Origin of the sequence: Pseudomonas sp. JH-2 (genome assembly GCF_036231725.1) — a bacterium.
GTDB classification, from domain to species: Bacteria; Pseudomonadota; Gammaproteobacteria; order Pseudomonadales; family Pseudomonadaceae; genus Pseudomonas; species Pseudomonas delhiensis.
Genome location: NZ_JAZAQP010000009.1, coordinates 122,622 through 137,559 on the forward strand (window position 1 = coordinate 122,622; position 14,938 = coordinate 137,559).

Below are 14,938 nucleotides of genomic sequence, written 5' to 3' on the forward strand. Positions count from 1 at the left end.
ACCATGGACGACACCATCCTGATCTACCGCGCGACCTACGGCACTCCCGACCAGGTCGCCCAGCTCTATGCGGCCTTCGCGAAAGCCCAGGGAGCATTCGAGCCGATCGCCAAGAACCGCGAAGTCGAGATCCCCATCAAGGACAAAGCCACCGGCGCGCAGCGCGGCTCCTACAAGTTCCGCTACGCCGATCTCGAAGAGGTCAACAGCAAGACGCGGAAGGCGCTCAGCCAGAACGGCCTGGGCACGATGCAATCAATCGGGCGCAGTACCACGACCACCGGGACCTCGATCTACACGCGCCTGACCCACGCCGGCGGCGCCTGTATCGAGGATGAAATCCCTCTCCCCGCGCAAGAAAAACGCGACATCAAGGACTACGGCGCGATCGTGTCCTACCTCCGCCGCTACGCCAAGACCGCGCTGCTGGACATCGCCGCCGACGACGACCTCGACGCCAACGGTGACCGGGACGACGACACCCAGCCGGGCGCACAGGCAGAGCAGCAGCAGCCGGAGGGCAACGGCAAGCCGCCGTACTCCGACGAGAAGCTGGAAAAGATGCTGCCGCAATGGCGAAACCTCATCACCAGCGGCAAGAAGACCGCCGACCAGGTGATCGCCACGGTCAGCAGCGGCAACACCCTATCCCCCCAACAGGTCGAGAAGATCCGCGGCCTGGCCACCGAAGGAGCAACTGCATGATCATCCACAACGTAGTCCAGGGCTCGCCCGAGTGGCACGCCCTGCGCGCGCAGCACTTCACCGCTTCCGAGGCCCCGGCGATGATGGGCGCGTCGAAGTACCAGTCCCGCAGCGACCTGCTGAAGCAGAAGAAGACCGGCCTGACCGAAGAAGTCAGCCCGCACCAGCAGGCACTGTTCAACCGCGGCCACGCCGCCGAGGCCGCCGCCCGGCTGATCGTCGAGGAGATGATCGGCGAGGAGCTGTATCCGGTCACCGCGACCGAGGGCAACCTGCTGGCGAGCATGGACGGCATGGACATGGCCGAGATCGTCCTGTTCGAGCACAAGCTGTGGAACGCCGACCTCGTCGCCCAGGTCAACGCCGGCGAGCTGGAGCCGCACTACTACTGGCAGTTGGAACAGCAGCTGCTGGTCAGCAGCGCCGAGCGCGTGATCTTCGTCTGCTCCGACGGCACCCGGGCCAACTTCGTGCACATGGAATACCGCCCGGTCGCCGGCCGCGCCGAGGCTCTGCAAGCCGGCTGGCGCCAGTTCGCCGCCGACCTCGAGGCCTTCGAAGTCGAGGCGCCCAAGGCCGAAGCCGTGGGCCGCGCGCCGGAGCACCTGCCGGCCCTGCACATCAAGGTCACCGGCATGGTCGAGGCCAGCAACCTGGCCGAATTCAAGGCGACCGCCCTGGGCGTGCTGGCCAAGATCAACACCAACCTGACCACCGACCAGCACTTCGCCGACGCGGCGCTGACCGTGAAGTGGTGCGAGAACGCCGAGGAGCGCCTTGAGGCGGCGAAGCAGCATGCGCTGAGCCAGACTGCCTCGATCGACGAGCTGTTCCGCACCATCGACGAAATCGCCGCGGAGACGCGGGCCAAGCGCCTGACGCTGGACAAGCTGGTCAAAACCCAGAAGGAAGCCATCCGGCTGAAGATCAAGGGCAAGGCCGAGCAGGACTTCCGTGACTACGTGGCGGCCATCAACCAGCGCCTGGGTAAGGTGCAGCTCCCGGTCATCCCCGTCGACTTCGCCAACGCCATCAAGGGCAAGAAGACGATCACCGGCCTGCAGGATGGCGCAAACGGCGAGTTGGCCCGGGCGAAGATCGAGGCCGACAAGTGGGCCACGCTCATCGAGCAGAACCTGGCCAGCCTGCGCGAACTGGCGACCGACCACGCCTTCCTGTTCAGCGATGCCCAGCAGCTGGTGCTGAAAAACAACGACGACCTGGTGCTGCTGATCAACGCCCGGATCGCCGAACACAAGGAGGCAGAGGAACGTCGCCTCGAGGCCGAACGCGAACGCATCCGCGAGGAAGAGCGCCAGCGCCTGGAGCACGAGCAACAGCTGGCCGCAGCCCAGGAACAACCCGCAGCCGAAGCCGAAGCCGAAGCCGAACCGGATCCTGCTCCTGCTGCCCCGGCCCCCGCCCGCGTCTCCGCACCTTCCCGCTCCGCGCCGGTGTCAGCAACCCGCTGGATCGCCCGCATCATCGACAAGAGCGCCTTCATCGCTGCCATCGCCGAGGGCCTGGCCACCGAAGACCTGCTCATCGTCGACCAGCCCGCTCTGGACAGTCTGGCCAACGACAAAGGCCAGGCGCTGAAGCTGCCGGGCGTTGTCGTTGAGCGCGTTCCGGCGAAGGCGGCCTAGCGCTATGGGGTTCGCCATCATCTGCGACGCACGCGCCGGCGAAAGCCTGGGCATCCATACCCTGGCGCTGGTGGATCGCAGCAAGTCGCGGCGCCTCTGGTGGACCAGCGACGACTGGTCCATCGCCATCAACTACCGCAAGCGCGAGGCGGCCGAATTCGCCGCCGCTCGCCTGAAGAAGAACCGCGCCTGCGTGGTTCCTTTCGAGCAGGCCATGCGCACGCTACAGGCACAAGCGAAGGCCATACGCGAGGCCGAGGATGACGACTGGGGCCACCCGCTCGACTCCGGCTACGGCGGCCACGGTCAGTACTGATCCCCCCCCTGGTCCGGCCCCGCCGGCCCAATTCAAGGACATGAGCATGACTAGCATCGACTGGAGCAAGGCGCCCGCGTGGGCGAAATCGCTTTGCTTGAACCCGGCACATGAACAGGCATGGCTTGGCGACGAAGGCTACAGCTACCTGATAGGCAACGGACACATGGTGGAGTGGACCAATGAATGCGCCTTCGACCACAGCGCATTCAAGCTGGTAGAGGCTCGCCCGACCCCGTGGGACGGCCAGGGCCTGCCGCCCGTTGGTACTCGCTGCGTGTTTAGCCTGAGCCAGGGCACCGAGTGGCACAAGGAACTGCGCGACGGCGTGGAGGTGGAAATCCTTGCGCACTACCGCCCCATCGGAATGAGCACGGTAGCCGTGTTCGCGTTCCCCTGCCCGGATGGCGGTGGCCGCGAGGTTGAGCAGGCCGTAGCGGACCGTTTCAGCCCGCTGCCAACCCCGGAGCAGATCGCCGCCGAGGAGCGCAAGAAGACCATCCAGGAAATGCTGGACGTGGACCAGTGCGGCACCTTGAGCCGCACCAAGTTCTGCAACCTGCTGTACGACGCCGGCTACCGCAAGGTGGAGGGCGGCAAGCCATGATCCAGGACGCCAAGCCCATACAGCCCGGCATGCCGACCTTCAACGGCATCACCGTCATCCCGAACTCCGTGCTGCCCCACCGCACCATGGTGGTCAGCCTAGACATCTACAAGATGCTGCGGGAGCACGGCGAAGCCAACGCCGCATTCCCCGTAGCGAAACCGGAGGCCGCCAAGCCATGAGCACCAAGCACCGTAAGGGCGTGCTCTACATCCGCCGGATGAAGCCCTCCGACAGGTCCTGGCGCGTCTAGCGCCCCATCGACCGATCCATCCCTCTCCTCAACCGCCTGCGCCGGCGCCAGCCGCCGGTGCGGCATCCGGGTGCGCGTTCGCCGAGCGCGCTTCGGCGTTTCTCAGGTAGCCATCGGCCAGATCGTTCGCAATGAAACATGGAGGCACGTGGTATGAGCCGCGGCGTCAATAAAGTCATCTTGGTGGGCAATGCCTGCCAGGACCCGGAAACCCGCTACCTGCCCAACGGCAACGCGGTCACCAACTTCACCCTGGCCACCAACGAGAGTTGGAAGGACAAGCAGACCGGGCAGCAGATGGAGCGAGCCGAATTCCACCGGATCGCCCTGTTCGGCCGCCTGGCGGAGATAGCCGCCCAGTACGTCCGCAAGGGCTCGCAGGTCTACATCGAGGGCAAGCTGCGCACCCGGAAGTGGCAGGCCCAGGACGGCACTGACCGCTACACCACCGAGGTGATGGTGGACATCAACGGGAACATGCAACTGCTCGGCGGCAAGCCCGACCAGGCGCAGCAACCGCGCGGCAACCGCGAACCGCCGCCGCGGCCCACCACCCACCACCAGCCACAGCCGGCCGCCGACTACGACGATTTCGACCAAGACATCCCGTTCTGACCAGGAGAGCCCGCCATGTGGTTCCGCAACCTGCAAATCTACCGCCTCACCCAAGACCTGCAGATCGACGCCGCGGCGCTGGAGCAGGCCCTGGCCAGCAAACCGGCACGCCCCTGCGCCAGCCAGGAACCGACCACCTACGGCTTCGCCGCCCCGTTCGGCAAGGGGCCGGACGCGCCGCTGGTGCACTCCAGCCACGGCTTCCTGCTGATCGCCACCCGCAAGCAGGAGCGCATGCTGCCCGGCAGCGTGGTGCGCGATGAGCTGAAGGAGAAGGTCGAGCAGATCGAAACCGACCAGATGCGCAAGGTGTTCAAGAAGGAGCGCGACCAGCTCAAGGACGAGATCGTCCAGGCCCTGCTGCCGCACGCCTTCATCCGCAAGTCCACCACCTTCGCCGCGCTGGATCTGGAGCGCGGCCTGGTGCTGGTCGACACCAACAGCGCGAAGAAGGCCGAGGACCTGCTGTCCACCCTGCGCGAGGCCCTGGGCTCGCTGCCGGTGCGGCCGATCAGCGTGAAGGTCGCGCCCAGCGCCACCCTCACCGACTGGATGAAGAACCAGGCAGCCGGCGGCGACTTCCACGTGCTGGATAGCGCGGTGCTCGCCGACACCCACGAGGACGGCGGCAAGGTCGTGGCCACCCGCCAGGACCTGACCAGCGAGGAGATGCAACTGCACCTCACCGCCGGGAAGCTGGTTACCCAGGCCGCCCTGGCCTGGTCGGACAAAGTCAGCTTCGTGATCGACGACCGGCTGGCGATCAAGCGCCTGCGCTTCGAGGACCTGCTGCAGGAGCAGGCCGAGAAGGACGGCGGCGACGATGCCGCGGGCCAGCTCGATGCGAGCTTCGTGCTGATGATGCTCACCTTCCGCCAGTTCCTGCCCGCGCTCTTCGAGGCCCTGGGCGGCGAGGAGTTTCCGCAGGGGATCGACGGAGTTCGAGAGGAGGCCTCGCCAGCAGAAGACGCCGGCATCGATACCCAAGAGCCCGGCCAGGCCAGCGGCACCCCCAAGGAGGCCGACGCCGACCCGCTGTATCCGGAAGCGGTACGCCATGTCCGCGAAACCCGGCGCGCCTCGATCTCCTCGGTCCAGCGCAAGCTGCTGATCGGCTACAACCGCGCGGCCCGACTGATCGAGGCAATGGAGTTGGCCGGCGTCGTCACCCCGATGAACAGCCACGGCGAGCGCGAGGTGGTGGCCCATGGATAGCTTCTACTACTGCTCCACCACCCCGCGCATCGTCGCCCTGGTGCGCGCCTGGTACCTGCAGCGCGACGTGTTCGAGGCCCAGCGCAAGCAGCTCGGCGAGGCCTTCGGCGCCGAGGCCTCAGTGATGCGCGGCATCGACTCCCAGTACATCGGCGGCCTGAAGCTGCCCCCGGCGCCCGACCTCGACGTGCACTGGCGCCAGCCGGACAACTACGGCTTCCGCAACCTGCGAACCGCCGGCCAGCCGCCCAAGGGCTCCAGCAAGACCGAGCGCGCAGCGATCCGCAAGGAGCACGCCCGCCTGGTCGCCCTATGGCAGGAGTACTGCCCGAAGCGGATCAGCAGCCACAGCACCTGGCAGCAGCTCGGCATCAACACCGGCAACCTGCTGCTGTGCGGCGGCATCATGTTCGAGGTCAGCGGAGCCGCCTACTTCAACCTCGGCTTCCCCATCAACGAGCACGAGCACCTGGCCAAGATTTCCAACCACCAACCCTCCTACGGGTGGATCGAAGGCGCCGAGGAGATCCTCTCCAGCGCCTACTTCGCCGCCCGCGACCGCAAAAACAACGCAGCCAAGCCCAAGGAGGCCGCCCATGCGTAACGGAAACTCCCGCACCGCCGACAAGTTCGTCGCCCGCCTGCCCGACGGCATGCGCGACCAGGTCGAGCAGCGCAGCAAAACCGACCACATCAGCATGAACAGCTTCATCGTCCAGGCGATCGAGGAGAAGCTGGCCCGCGCCGCCGGCGAGCCGGACCTGGTCAGCCACCTCGGCGAGCGCCTGGCGGCCTTGGAGCGGCGCATGGACGATCGCGCCGGGCTGCTGTCGTGACCATCCACCACTGCTCGATCGACATCGCCAATGGCGTGATCCGCTACGCCAGGACGCCGCGTCGCCTGGATGGCCTGCTGAAGGAGGCCAGCACCGGGCGAAGCCTCCCGGGCGAGGAGGTTCTGCGCCTCGCCCAGGACATGGCCGGCAAAGGCTTCGAGGTCATGCCGATCGGCTGCGACCACTTCGACAGCCAGGGCTATTGCCTTGGCCACGAGGAGAAGCCATGAAGCGACCACCCTCCCCCATGCAGGACGAAACGCTCGGGCACATCCGGGCGTTCTGGGCGGAGAAAGGCTACGCGCCCACCGTAGCCGAGCTGGCCGCCGCGGCCGGCGTCCGCCCCTTCGCCATGCAGCAGCGCCTCGACGCCCTCGAGGAGAAAGGCCACATCAAGCGCGACGCCGGCGTCGCGCGCAGCATCCGCCTCCCGTAACCCCTCCTGCGCCTGAATGCCGCGGCTCCGCCGGCGGCACGGCGGCGTTCGCCCTGGAGTACCCATGCCCCCAACCCGCCCGATCCTCCGCTACCACGGCGGAAAGTGGCTGCTCGCCCCGTGGATCATCCAGCACCTCGCCCCGCACCACACCTATGTCGAACCGTTCGGCGGGGCCGCCTCTGTCCTGCTGCGGAAGGCCCGCAGCTACGCCGAGATTTACAACGACCTCGACGGGGACGTGGTGAATTTGTTCCGCGTCGCCCGCGACCGTGGCGAAGAGTTGCTCCGGGCGCTGGCATTGACGCCATTCGCCCGGGAGGAATTCGACGCGAGCTACGGCGAAACGACGGATCCGCTTGAGCGCGCCAGGCGGATGGTGGTCCGCAGTTTCCAGGGCTTCGGCAGCGCCGCGGCGAGCGGTGAGCGCACAGGCTTTCGGTCCTCGTCTGCGCAGTCCGGCACTGCGCCGGCGCTCGACTGGAGGAACTACCCTGAGGCCCTGTCGGCGATCACCGAGCGACTCCAAGGGGTGGTAATCGAGAACCGCGACGCCCTGGACGTGATGGCGCACCAAGATCGGCCGAGCACGCTGCACTATGTCGATCCGCCCTACGTCCACTCCACCCGCAGCACCAAAGTCCGCCACAACGCCACCGGCAAGTCATATCGCCACGAGCTGAGCGACGCCCAGCACCGCGACCTGGCCAAGTTCCTCAAGGAGCTGCGCGGCATGGTCGTGCTCTCCGGCTACCCCTGCCCGCTCTACGACCGCCTCTACCGCGACTGGTACCGCCTGGAGCGCAACGCTCTCGCCGATGGCGCGCGCGATCGCATCGAATGCCTCTGGCTCAATCCGGCAGCACGACGCGGCCTTGCTCAACTCGACATCTTCCACGACACCCGGGAGCCAGCAGCATGAGCAGCCAGGCCGACATCATCAAGCCCGACTCGCGCATCGTGGTCCAGTTCAGCTGCGGAGCCGCCTCGGCGGTCGCCGGCAAGCTAGCCCTTGCGCAGTACGGCGACACCCACGACGTGCAGTTCCTCAACGCCTTCCTCGCCAACGAGCACGAAGACAACCGCCGCTTCCTGGCCGACTGCCAGGACTGGAGTGGCCGCCAGTACACGATCCTGCGCGACGAGAAGTACGGAGCCGACGTGCTCAACGTCTTCCGCCGCGAGCGCTACATGAAGGGCCGCACCGGCGCGCCCTGCACCAAGCTGCTGAAGCGCCGCCTGCTGGATGCCTGGAAGCACCCCGGCGACGTGATGGTGCTCGGCTTCACGGCAGAGGAAGGACACCGCCTGGAGGACTTCCGCGAGCGGAACCCCGACCGCCCGGTGATCGCGCCGCTGATTGAGCGTGGCCTGGGCAAGGAGGACTGCAAAGCCATCATCGCTCGCGCCGGTATCGAACTGCCGGCCATGTACCGCCTGGGCTACGAGAACGCGAACTGCATCGGTTGCGTGAAGGGAGGCGAAGGCTACTTCCGAGCCATCCGCCAGGATTTCCCCGAACAGTTCGAAGCCCTGTGCAAGGTGCAGGACGAACTCGGCCCTGGCTCGTACCTGTTCCGCAACCGCCAGACTGGCGAGCGCTACTCGCTCCGCGACCTCCCAGACGGCCCGATCCGCCGCAACGAAGCCATCCCCTCCTGCTCCTTCTTCTGCGAGATGGCAGAGGCCGACATCATCCACAAGGAACCCGCTGCATGATGATCAAGCGCACCCTGTACCATTTCCACTTCTGCTGCGGCCTGGGCGGCGGCGCCAAGGGCTTCAATAGGGCACGCCCGCGCGTGGGCAACGTCGAAGCTCAGTGGGAATGCCTGGGCGGCATCGACGTCGACCCGGCCGGACTGGCTGACTTCTCACGCCTGGCCGGCGTGCCTGGCACTCTGCTCGATCTGTTCACCCGCGACCAGTACATCGACTTTCACGGAAAGGAACCGCCGCCTGGTTGGCGTGAGGCCACCCCCGAGGATGTGCGCCGCGCCGCCCAGGGCAAGCGCCCGGACGCGGTGTTCATCTCCAGCCCCTGCAAGGGGGCCTCCGGCCTGCTGTCCGAGAAGTTGAGCCTCACCCCGAAATACCAGGCACTCAACGAATTGACTCTGCGCTGTATCTGGCTGATGGGCGAGGCCTGGAAGGACGACCCGGTGCCGCTGATCGTCTTCGAGAACGTGCCGCGTCTGGCAACTCGCGGCCGCCACCTGCTCGACCAGATCAACAGCCTGCTCAGCCACTACGGCTACGCCGTGGCCGAGACCACTCACGACTGCGGCGAGCTGGGCGGCCTGGCCCAGTCGCGCAAGCGCTTCCTGCTGGTCGCCCGCCACGTCGAGAAGGTGCCGCCGTTCCTCTACGAGCCGGAGAAGAAGAGCCTGCGCGCGGTCGGCGACATCCTCGGTCGCATGCCGCTGCCCGGAGACATCGAAGCTGCGGGCCCGATGCACCGCGTTCCGTCGCTGCAGTGGAAGACCTGGGTACGTCTGGCCTTGGTGCGCGCTGGCAGCGATTGGCGCAGCCTGAACGACCTCGCCGTCGAGGATGGACACCTACGCGACCTGGTGATCGTGCCGGAGTACCGGTCCGGCTACATGGGCGTGCATGGGTGGGACGACACCGCCGGCACCATCGCCGGCCGCTCCGGCCCCACCAATGGAGCGTTCTCGGTCGCCGACCCGCGCTACCGCCAGGCTTCGAACTGGAACCACGGCCAGCAGTTCGGCGTGATCCGCTGGGCCGAGTCCTCGCCGACGATCCCCGGGCAGACCATGCCGGGCCAAGGCACCTTCAGCGTCGCTGATCCTCGCCCCAACTGGGAGAAACGCCACAGCAGCAACTATCGGGTGATCCGCTACGACCAGACCGCAGGGACCATCATCGCCGGCGGCAAGGGTGTCCAGGGCGGCCAGCAGTCAGTGGCCGACCCACGCATCCTGCACCGCGGCAAGGGCGACAACTACTTGACCGGCGGCCACTACGGGGTGATCGGATTCGACCAGCACTCCGGCGCCATCGCGGCCAGCTCCCGCTACGACAGCGGCCGATTCAGCGTCGCCGATCCGCGCATCCCGGCAGCAGACGAACGCCTGACCTGCATCATCCGCAGCCTCGACGGCACCTGGCACCGCCCCTTCACCACGCTGGAAAAGGCCGCGCTACAGAGCTTGGTCGAGCCCGAGGAGTACCTGGTGCTCGACGGCATGAGCGACAAGGACTGGAGCGAGCGCATCGGCAACGCCGTACCACCCAAGGCGGCTCAGGCGATTGGCGAGGTGATGGGAACGACCCTGCTGCTGGCCGGCATGGGTGAAACCTTCATGCTCAGCAACACCCCGATCTGGGTGCGCAACGTGGCGGTAGCGCTCAGCGTCGCCCAGGCAGCAGAAAACTAGCCCCCTAGAACCGGAAAAGCCCCCTCCATTTCTGGATGAAATGGAGGGGGCTTTGCGGAGAGCACGGGATTCGAACCCGTGAAGGGCTTACGCCCTTACCGATTTATCAGGTCGGCGCGATCAACCACTCTGCCAGCTCTGGAAAGCGCAGGCTTTCCGCAGATGGCGAAGCCCGCAAACTATATGCGAACTAGCAATATAATGTCAAGTAGCCATCACAGGCTGACCAGTAGCACTGGACCGTCAGCTCTCCATCAAACAGAATACTGTTTATTTATACAGTATTAGCCATGCACTTCGACATCCGCCCTATGCGCCGTAACGGCAAGCCCATCCCTCGCCGAGAGTTCGACACCGCGGTGCCGTTCCGGGGAGACGTCTACATCCGGATGGATCAGCAGTCGCCCATGGGCCGCCCGTCGCTGATCGCCGAGACGTTGAAGACGGCCCCGAATGCGCTGGCGCTCCACCCGCTATACGACGTCCAGGTACACGGCATGGCCACGAACGCCCTGGTCATCACCGGCGTCGAGTTCATCGGCAACACGGTCTACGCGCAGTCCTGGCACTGCATGGTGCCAGCACGGTAGGGCTATTTGCGCACGACAAATGCGTCGAATTCACCGATAAGCGGGAAATCATCGAACTCCCGTCGGCGTGCCAGCCACTGCAGCGTAGGTTCCCGGTCAAGCTTCTCGTTCCCGGCCCGCATGATAGCCACCAGCGTTCCTGTCACCCGATAGCGCCCACAGTCGGGGCAGTTCAACGCAGCCCAGTCTCCGCCGGCAGGCAAACGCTCGGCCTCTTCGCTACAGATAAAGCACTCCATCGAACACCTCCACTCCGGCCCCGCGCCGGAACATCTGAACCTACCTCAACTCGATATCACCGCGCCAGTAGGCGCAAGGAACGCTCATGCCCGCAGAAAACGAGCCGCTGGCCATCGCCGGCGTGAACCCCAAGACGCGCGAGTGCACCCTCATCGCTCGGCGCCACCCTGACGACGTGATGGAGGCCCTGGCCGCCGGCTTGGTCGTTATCCCCATCACCGCCGAGCAAGCGCGCTGGGCCTTCGGCGAAATCATTGCCGAGCCGTTCGAACTCGCCAAAGCAGGAGCGCCGTCATGAACCAGTTCGGCACCGAGAACATGGCCAGCCGTGCCCGCGCCGCCGGCATTTCCCCGAACACCGTGCGCGCCCGCGTGCGGTCGGGGATGACCGTCGAGGAAGCCCTGGGGCTGCGCCGCAAGCGAAAGCCGGCGACCGTCACCTTCGACCTGGCCCTACAGCACCACATCAACCAGCGCACCGTCCTGAACCGCATGCAGAAGGGCATGAGCCTGGAGGAGGCGCTGACCACGCCGCTCAACGAATCCAACTCCCGCAAGGTGCCGCGCGAGGACCTGATCGCCGAGAGCTGGGGCTGCCCGGCCGACGACGTGATCCGCGAGCTGCGCGCCGAGGGCAAAAGCATCCGGGCCGTCGCCGAGATCGTCGGCGCAAGCGTCACCTGGACCATCAAGCGGATACACGCTCTGGAGAAATCAAAATGACGGAACGCCCCATCTTGTTCAGTGGGCCGATGGTCCGCGCGATCCTGGAAGGCCGGAAGACGGTCACCAGGCGCCCGATCAAACCGGCACCGATCGGCATTCCAGCTCCACCACCAGCAATTGCTGGCGGCTCTTGGACCTGGAAGGGCCTGCCGCTGCTCGGGCGGAAGGAGGAAATGCTTTCGCAGTGCCCCTACGGCCGGCCAGGCGACCGCCTGTGGGTACGCGAGAGCTGGTGGCAGGCTGGCGACTGGCAGGCAACCTACCCGGAAGACGACACCGGTGCCTGGTTCGGCAGCAAGCGGATTGTCTACTCGGCCGACGGCGCCCCGCCGAACGAGCCCAACCGCCACTACCCGAGCGGCTTGCGCAACGGCGCCTATTCCGCAGCGGAACCGAACAAGATCTGGCGCCACCGCCCAAGCATCTACCCGGGCCAGCCCTTCCCGATCCCCGGCGCCAGGCTGGTGGAGCCGCCGCGCTGCCACGGCGAGCCGATGCGCCTGGCTGGCCCGGCTGGCGCCCGGCATTGGGCCTGCAGCCGGTGCGCCAGCACCGCGCCGCTGGAGGGGAAAGCATGACAACCCCACCCCTGATCAGCAGCCAGCGCTTCCTCGACCGCCAGGTCGTCCTGCACAAGGCTCGCGCCTTCAAGGTCTTCATCGTCCGCACCCTGGACCTGGAACTGCGCGGCCGCCGGTACCGCATTCTCCTCGACGGCCACCACAACCTCGCCGCGGCCAAGCTCATCGGCGCCGAGCCGACCTGGCGCGGGCCGCCGCCGAAGATCCAGCGCATCCAGCGCCGCATGCCGCCGGCCGACTTCGCGCGCCAGATGATCAACAACCTGACGGACAGCGACTGGTACTACGTCGACACCGGCGAGGTGGTCGACGAGCTGCTGGCCGCGGAGAAAGCCCCGTGAACCGCCCGACCTACTGCCGAAGCACAGGCCTGCGCATCGGCACCTGCACCTGCCTTCGCTGTACCCCGACCAAGCCCACCGAGGAATAACCCATGACCGAACAACAGGCCTGCGCCCTCTGCGGCGCGGAAGGGCACACGGCTGCCCAATGCCACTGGAACGGCCCGGGCGCGCTGGAATCCATCCGGCTCCCGAAGCACGGCACCACCATCGCCCTTGAGGAAATGCTCGCCGGATACCCGCCGGACGACCGCGAGTATGTTCGCGACGTGATCGAGGCCTATGCCGATATCCAGGCGCGCAAGGCAGTGATGCTGTATAGCGGCGCCGGCCGGCAGAGCGACGCCTGCGACTGGCTGGAGAACCTGGAGGGGGATGCTTGGGCAGATGCATGTGAAGAGATCGCGACATCGGTACAGAAGCACACCGAGCAGGCAGAGGGCGCGCAGGGGGAGCGGGAGCGCTTCGAAGCATGGTGGAATGATCCGGCGCAGTGGGAATTGCGTAAGTCCTGTGCCATGGGCTGGGGCGAGAAAATCTGGCGGGCGGCACAGGGCGCCCTGGCTGGACAGGTACCGGAGTGGAGCAGCGCCAAGCCCACTGTCGAAGGGGCCTATTGGGTTCGCGGCAATGGCCTCAATGAGCCAGCGGTGATCCTTGTGAAACTCGATCAGGGTGAGCTGTGGTGCAACCTGCACATGAACAACACCGAGACCGACTTCGGATACGGCTACACCATCGCTCAGTTGAGCAGCGAATTCGAATGGTTCGGGCCGCTCGCCGCCGCGCCTCAGCCGGCAGGAGGTGAAGCGTGATCTACCGCTTCCTGCTGCGCATCACCGAGTGGCTGGAGCGGCTGATGAAGCGCAGCCCCAGCTACAGCCGGAACGACCCGGAGTGGAACGAACTGCAGAACGAGGTCACTGCCCTGAAGCGTGACCTCCGGAAGAAGGGAGGCAGGGATGGACGCGATCATCAGTGACTGCGGCCTGTACCGCTCCAGCGCTAACCCCCCATTCAGCACCACCCCACTCCAACATCGCCGGCCAGCATCAGTCAGCCGGCGCGATGAGGTATTGCCCATGGAAAGCGAAATCCTTTCCGATGAGGAACTGGCCGAGATCACCGGCTACAAGGTCAGAGCCTGGCAGCGACGCTGGCTTGATAGTCACCACTGGGTTTATGTCGAGAGCCGCGGAAAGCGTCCGCTGGTTGGGCGCCTCTATGCCCGGATGAAGCTCGGGATAGTCCCGCCGCAGGTAGATTCTGCTCCGCCGCCCAAGCCCAAGCGCGGCCCTGACTTCTCACGGATCAACGAATGAGACCCCGCAAACCAGAGAACCGACACCTCCCCATCAACGTCTACCAGCGCAACCGCAAGCGCAAGAACGGTAAGGTCTGGACCAGGTACTACTACCGCACGCCTGACGGCAAGGACATCCCGCTTGGCGCCGACCTGAACGAAGCCCGGCGGAAATGGGCGGAACTTGAATCCACAGCCATCCCGGGAGAGGCAACGCTGATGCGGTCAATCTTCGACCGGTATGAGCGGGATGTCATCCCCAAGAAGGCCGCGCGCACCCAGGCGGACAACAAGTCGGAGATGAAGCGTCTGCGCCGAGCATTCGATGAGATGGCCATCGAGGACATCACGCCGTCGATGATCGCGCAGTATCGAGACGCCAGGGAGGCCAAGACTCGGGCTAACCGGGAAATCGCCCTGCTCAGCCACGTCTTCAACACCGCCAGGGAATGGGGGCTATGCCAGCAGGCCAATCCTTGCCTTGGGGTGCGAAAGAACAAGGAGAAACCCAGGGACTACTACGCCAACGACACAGTCTGGAAGGCCGTCTATGCGCAGGCCTGCCATGAGTTGCGAGACGCCATGGACCTGGCCTACCTGACTGGCCAGCGCCCTGCCGACGTGCTCGGGATGCGCAAGGATGACATTGTCGACGGCTACCTGCTGGTCATCCAGGGGAAAACCGGCAAGCGCCTGCGTATTCAGGTCGAAGTCGATGGCGAGCAGAACTCGCTCGGGAAGCTGCTGAAGCGTATAGAACAAGGGAATGAGGGGCTGCTGTCGCCGTTCCTGGTGCTGAGCCGGAACGGCAAGCGGGTGTCCTGGCCAATGCTCAGGAATCGGTGGGATGAGGCCAGATCAAAAGCGGCCAGTGAAGCTGAGACGAATGGTGAGCCCGATCTTGCAGTGCGCATCCGGCAATTCCAGTTCCGCGATATCCGACCAAAGGCGGCGAGTGAAATCCGGGACGTGGCCGACGCGAGCGTACTGCTGGGGCACTCGAAGGAGGGAATTACAGAGCGGGTTTATCGCCGAGTGGGCGCCGTTGCGAAGCCGGCGAAATAGGAAAGATTCTGGAACGCGTACCAGAACATACCGTTTCACGTGGCTATCTGGAGCGCAAA

At 65.8% G+C, this 14,938-nt stretch carries 23 protein-coding genes, 1 tRNA gene and 2 pseudogenes; 24 read left to right on the forward strand and 2 right to left on the reverse strand.

What is annotated here, in order from left to right; genetic code table 11:
* Positions 1-3: 3 nt before the first annotated feature.
* The 15 genes and pseudogenes from VV867_RS09025 to VV867_RS09095 all read left to right on the forward strand — a co-directional run bounded on the left by VV867_RS09025 (position 4) and on the right by VV867_RS09095 (position 10,033).
* Positions 4-705 carry an ERF family protein gene (locus tag VV867_RS09025; protein ID WP_328566157.1) on the forward strand — a complete coding sequence of 234 codons (702 nt, stop codon included), beginning with the start codon at positions 4-6 and terminating at the stop codon, positions 703-705.
* The gene (locus VV867_RS09030) at positions 702-2,351 is read left to right on the forward strand and encodes a YqaJ viral recombinase family protein (protein WP_328566158.1); all 1,650 of its coding nucleotides are present in this window, start codon (positions 702-704) and stop codon (positions 2,349-2,351) included. Before VV867_RS09025 ends, VV867_RS09030 begins: the two co-directional genes overlap by 4 nt.
* 4 nt (positions 2,352-2,355) lie before the next feature.
* On the forward strand, positions 2,356-2,667 hold the full coding sequence (locus VV867_RS09035) for a hypothetical protein (RefSeq protein ID WP_328566159.1): 312 nt from the start codon (positions 2,356-2,358) through the stop codon (positions 2,665-2,667).
* A gap of 46 nt (positions 2,668-2,713) precedes the next feature.
* Entirely contained in the window at positions 2,714-3,274 is a 561-nt protein-coding gene (locus VV867_RS09040; protein WP_328566160.1) for a hypothetical protein, read from the forward strand.
* Positions 3,271-3,456: a hypothetical protein gene (locus VV867_RS09045; RefSeq protein ID WP_328566161.1), complete on the forward strand. Its 186-nt coding sequence runs from the start codon at positions 3,271-3,273 to the stop codon at positions 3,454-3,456. The genes VV867_RS09040 and VV867_RS09045 overlap by 4 nt, the downstream gene beginning before the upstream one ends.
* Positions 3,457-3,680: 224 nt before the next feature.
* Positions 3,681-4,142: a single-stranded DNA-binding protein gene (gene ssb, locus VV867_RS09050; RefSeq protein ID WP_328566162.1), complete on the forward strand. Its 462-nt coding sequence runs from the start codon at positions 3,681-3,683 to the stop codon at positions 4,140-4,142.
* Positions 4,143-4,157: 15 nt separating this feature from the next.
* Positions 4,158-5,075 (forward strand): annotated as a pseudogene (rdgC, locus tag VV867_RS09055) (recombination-associated protein RdgC); the annotation flags it as partial.
* 93 nt (positions 5,076-5,168) lie between these two features.
* Positions 5,169-5,357: pseudogene (locus tag VV867_RS09060) on the forward strand (DNA translocase FtsK); the annotation flags it as partial.
* Entirely contained in the window at positions 5,350-5,961 is a 612-nt protein-coding gene (locus VV867_RS09065; protein WP_328566163.1) for a hypothetical protein, read from the forward strand. The pseudogene VV867_RS09060 and the gene VV867_RS09065, both read left to right, overlap by 8 nt.
* Complete coding sequence (locus VV867_RS09070; RefSeq protein ID WP_328566164.1) at positions 5,954-6,193, forward strand: YlcI/YnfO family protein; 240 nt, start codon at positions 5,954-5,956, stop codon at positions 6,191-6,193. The genes VV867_RS09065 and VV867_RS09070 overlap by 8 nt, the downstream gene beginning before the upstream one ends.
* Entirely contained in the window at positions 6,190-6,423 is a 234-nt protein-coding gene (locus VV867_RS09075) for a hypothetical protein (RefSeq protein ID WP_328566165.1), read from the forward strand. Before VV867_RS09070 ends, VV867_RS09075 begins: the two co-directional genes overlap by 4 nt.
* Positions 6,420-6,629, forward strand: a complete 210-nt coding sequence (locus VV867_RS09080; protein WP_328566166.1) for a LexA family protein — start codon at positions 6,420-6,422, stop codon at positions 6,627-6,629. The genes VV867_RS09075 and VV867_RS09080 overlap by 4 nt, the downstream gene beginning before the upstream one ends.
* Positions 6,630-6,693: 64 nt before the next feature.
* Positions 6,694-7,551 (forward strand): DNA adenine methylase, encoded by an 858-nt coding sequence (locus VV867_RS09085; protein ID WP_328566167.1) that lies wholly within the window; start codon positions 6,694-6,696, stop codon positions 7,549-7,551.
* Positions 7,548-8,348, forward strand: coding sequence for a hypothetical protein (locus VV867_RS09090; protein ID WP_328566168.1), 801 nt, complete (start codon positions 7,548-7,550; stop codon positions 8,346-8,348). Before VV867_RS09085 ends, VV867_RS09090 begins: the two co-directional genes overlap by 4 nt.
* A complete protein-coding gene (locus VV867_RS09095; protein ID WP_328566212.1) occupies positions 8,348-10,033 on the forward strand; it encodes a DNA cytosine methyltransferase in 1,686 nt (561 codons plus the stop codon). The genes VV867_RS09090 and VV867_RS09095 overlap by 1 nt, the downstream gene beginning before the upstream one ends.
* Positions 10,034-10,088: 55 nt before the next feature.
* Here the strand turns inward: VV867_RS09095 and VV867_RS09100 are convergent.
* Positions 10,089-10,173: transfer RNA gene (locus tag VV867_RS09100), tRNA-Ile, on the reverse strand.
* Between the two features lie 150 nt (positions 10,174-10,323).
* On the opposite strand from VV867_RS09100, the gene VV867_RS09105 reads away from it, so the two are divergent.
* Positions 10,324-10,623: a hypothetical protein gene (locus tag VV867_RS09105; protein WP_328566169.1), complete on the forward strand. Its 300-nt coding sequence runs from the start codon at positions 10,324-10,326 to the stop codon at positions 10,621-10,623.
* A gap of 2 nt (positions 10,624-10,625) precedes the next feature.
* On the opposite strand, the gene VV867_RS09110 is transcribed toward VV867_RS09105, so the two are convergent.
* Positions 10,626-10,862 (reverse strand): hypothetical protein, encoded by a 237-nt coding sequence (locus VV867_RS09110; protein WP_328566170.1) that lies wholly within the window; start codon positions 10,860-10,862, stop codon positions 10,626-10,628.
* A gap of 86 nt (positions 10,863-10,948) precedes the next feature.
* Here VV867_RS09110 and VV867_RS09115 point away from each other — a divergent pair, with 86 nt between their 5' ends.
* The 8 genes from VV867_RS09115 to VV867_RS09150 all read left to right on the forward strand — a co-directional run bounded on the left by VV867_RS09115 (position 10,949) and on the right by VV867_RS09150 (position 14,879).
* On the forward strand, positions 10,949-11,161 hold the full coding sequence (locus tag VV867_RS09115; protein ID WP_328566171.1) for a hypothetical protein: 213 nt from the start codon (positions 10,949-10,951) through the stop codon (positions 11,159-11,161).
* Positions 11,158-11,586 (forward strand): hypothetical protein, encoded by a 429-nt coding sequence (locus VV867_RS09120; RefSeq protein WP_328566172.1) that lies wholly within the window; start codon positions 11,158-11,160, stop codon positions 11,584-11,586. Before VV867_RS09115 ends, VV867_RS09120 begins: the two co-directional genes overlap by 4 nt.
* Before the next feature lie 176 nt (positions 11,587-11,762).
* Complete coding sequence (locus VV867_RS31145) at positions 11,763-12,167, forward strand: hypothetical protein (protein ID WP_442965013.1); 405 nt, start codon at positions 11,763-11,765, stop codon at positions 12,165-12,167.
* Entirely contained in the window at positions 12,164-12,511 is a 348-nt protein-coding gene (locus VV867_RS09130) for a hypothetical protein (protein ID WP_328566173.1), read from the forward strand. The genes VV867_RS31145 and VV867_RS09130 overlap by 4 nt, the downstream gene beginning before the upstream one ends.
* A gap of 92 nt (positions 12,512-12,603) precedes the next feature.
* Entirely contained in the window at positions 12,604-13,326 is a 723-nt protein-coding gene (locus tag VV867_RS09135; RefSeq protein ID WP_328566174.1) for a hypothetical protein, read from the forward strand.
* The gene (locus VV867_RS09140) at positions 13,323-13,493 is read left to right on the forward strand and encodes a hypothetical protein (RefSeq protein WP_328566175.1); all 171 of its coding nucleotides are present in this window, start codon (positions 13,323-13,325) and stop codon (positions 13,491-13,493) included. The genes VV867_RS09135 and VV867_RS09140 overlap by 4 nt, the downstream gene beginning before the upstream one ends.
* Before the next feature lie 100 nt (positions 13,494-13,593).
* Positions 13,594-13,833 carry a DUF4224 domain-containing protein gene (locus tag VV867_RS09145; protein ID WP_109931388.1) on the forward strand — a complete coding sequence of 80 codons (240 nt, stop codon included), beginning with the start codon at positions 13,594-13,596 and terminating at the stop codon, positions 13,831-13,833.
* A complete protein-coding gene (locus tag VV867_RS09150) occupies positions 13,830-14,879 on the forward strand; it encodes a phage integrase (protein ID WP_328566176.1) in 1,050 nt (349 codons plus the stop codon). The genes VV867_RS09145 and VV867_RS09150 overlap by 4 nt, the downstream gene beginning before the upstream one ends.
* The last annotated feature ends 59 nt before the right edge of the window (positions 14,880-14,938 follow it).

Excerpts from the sequence above, each read along its gene's own strand:
- ssb (WP_328566162.1), top strand. The coding sequence starts at position 3,681 with ATGAGCCGCGGCGTCAATAAAGTCATCTTGGTGGGCAATGCCTGCCAG.
- VV867_RS09080 (WP_328566166.1), top strand. The coding sequence starts at position 6,420 with ATGAAGCGACCACCCTCCCCCATGCAGGACGAAACGCTCGGGCACATC.
- VV867_RS09040 (WP_328566160.1), top strand. The coding sequence starts at position 2,714 with ATGACTAGCATCGACTGGAGCAAGGCGCCCGCGTGGGCGAAATCGCTT.
- VV867_RS09135 (WP_328566174.1), top strand. The coding sequence starts at position 12,604 with ATGACCGAACAACAGGCCTGCGCCCTCTGCGGCGCGGAAGGGCACACG.
- VV867_RS09090 (WP_328566168.1), top strand. The coding sequence starts at position 7,548 with ATGAGCAGCCAGGCCGACATCATCAAGCCCGACTCGCGCATCGTGGTC.
- VV867_RS09105 (WP_328566169.1), top strand. The coding sequence starts at position 10,324 with ATGCACTTCGACATCCGCCCTATGCGCCGTAACGGCAAGCCCATCCCT.
- VV867_RS09045 (WP_328566161.1), top strand. The coding sequence starts at position 3,271 with ATGATCCAGGACGCCAAGCCCATACAGCCCGGCATGCCGACCTTCAAC.
- VV867_RS09095 (WP_328566212.1), top strand. The coding sequence starts at position 8,348 with ATGATCAAGCGCACCCTGTACCATTTCCACTTCTGCTGCGGCCTGGGC.
- VV867_RS09150 (WP_328566176.1), top strand. The coding sequence starts at position 13,830 with ATGAGACCCCGCAAACCAGAGAACCGACACCTCCCCATCAACGTCTAC.
- VV867_RS09025 (WP_328566157.1), top strand. The coding sequence starts at position 4 with ATGGACGACACCATCCTGATCTACCGCGCGACCTACGGCACTCCCGAC.
- VV867_RS09070 (WP_328566164.1), top strand. The coding sequence starts at position 5,954 with ATGCGTAACGGAAACTCCCGCACCGCCGACAAGTTCGTCGCCCGCCTG.
- VV867_RS09030 (WP_328566158.1), top strand. The coding sequence starts at position 702 with ATGATCATCCACAACGTAGTCCAGGGCTCGCCCGAGTGGCACGCCCTG.
- VV867_RS09115 (WP_328566171.1), top strand. The coding sequence starts at position 10,949 with ATGCCCGCAGAAAACGAGCCGCTGGCCATCGCCGGCGTGAACCCCAAG.
- VV867_RS31145 (WP_442965013.1), top strand. The coding sequence starts at position 11,763 with ATGCTTTCGCAGTGCCCCTACGGCCGGCCAGGCGACCGCCTGTGGGTA.
- VV867_RS09085 (WP_328566167.1), top strand. The coding sequence starts at position 6,694 with ATGCCCCCAACCCGCCCGATCCTCCGCTACCACGGCGGAAAGTGGCTG.
- VV867_RS09130 (WP_328566173.1), top strand. The coding sequence starts at position 12,164 with ATGACAACCCCACCCCTGATCAGCAGCCAGCGCTTCCTCGACCGCCAG.
- VV867_RS09035 (WP_328566159.1), top strand. The coding sequence starts at position 2,356 with ATGGGGTTCGCCATCATCTGCGACGCACGCGCCGGCGAAAGCCTGGGC.
- VV867_RS09120 (WP_328566172.1), top strand. The coding sequence starts at position 11,158 with ATGAACCAGTTCGGCACCGAGAACATGGCCAGCCGTGCCCGCGCCGCC.
- VV867_RS09110 (WP_328566170.1), bottom strand. The coding sequence starts at position 10,862 with ATGGAGTGCTTTATCTGTAGCGAAGAGGCCGAGCGTTTGCCTGCCGGC.
- VV867_RS09145 (WP_109931388.1), top strand. The coding sequence starts at position 13,594 with ATGGAAAGCGAAATCCTTTCCGATGAGGAACTGGCCGAGATCACCGGC.
- VV867_RS09065 (WP_328566163.1), top strand. The coding sequence starts at position 5,350 with ATGGATAGCTTCTACTACTGCTCCACCACCCCGCGCATCGTCGCCCTG.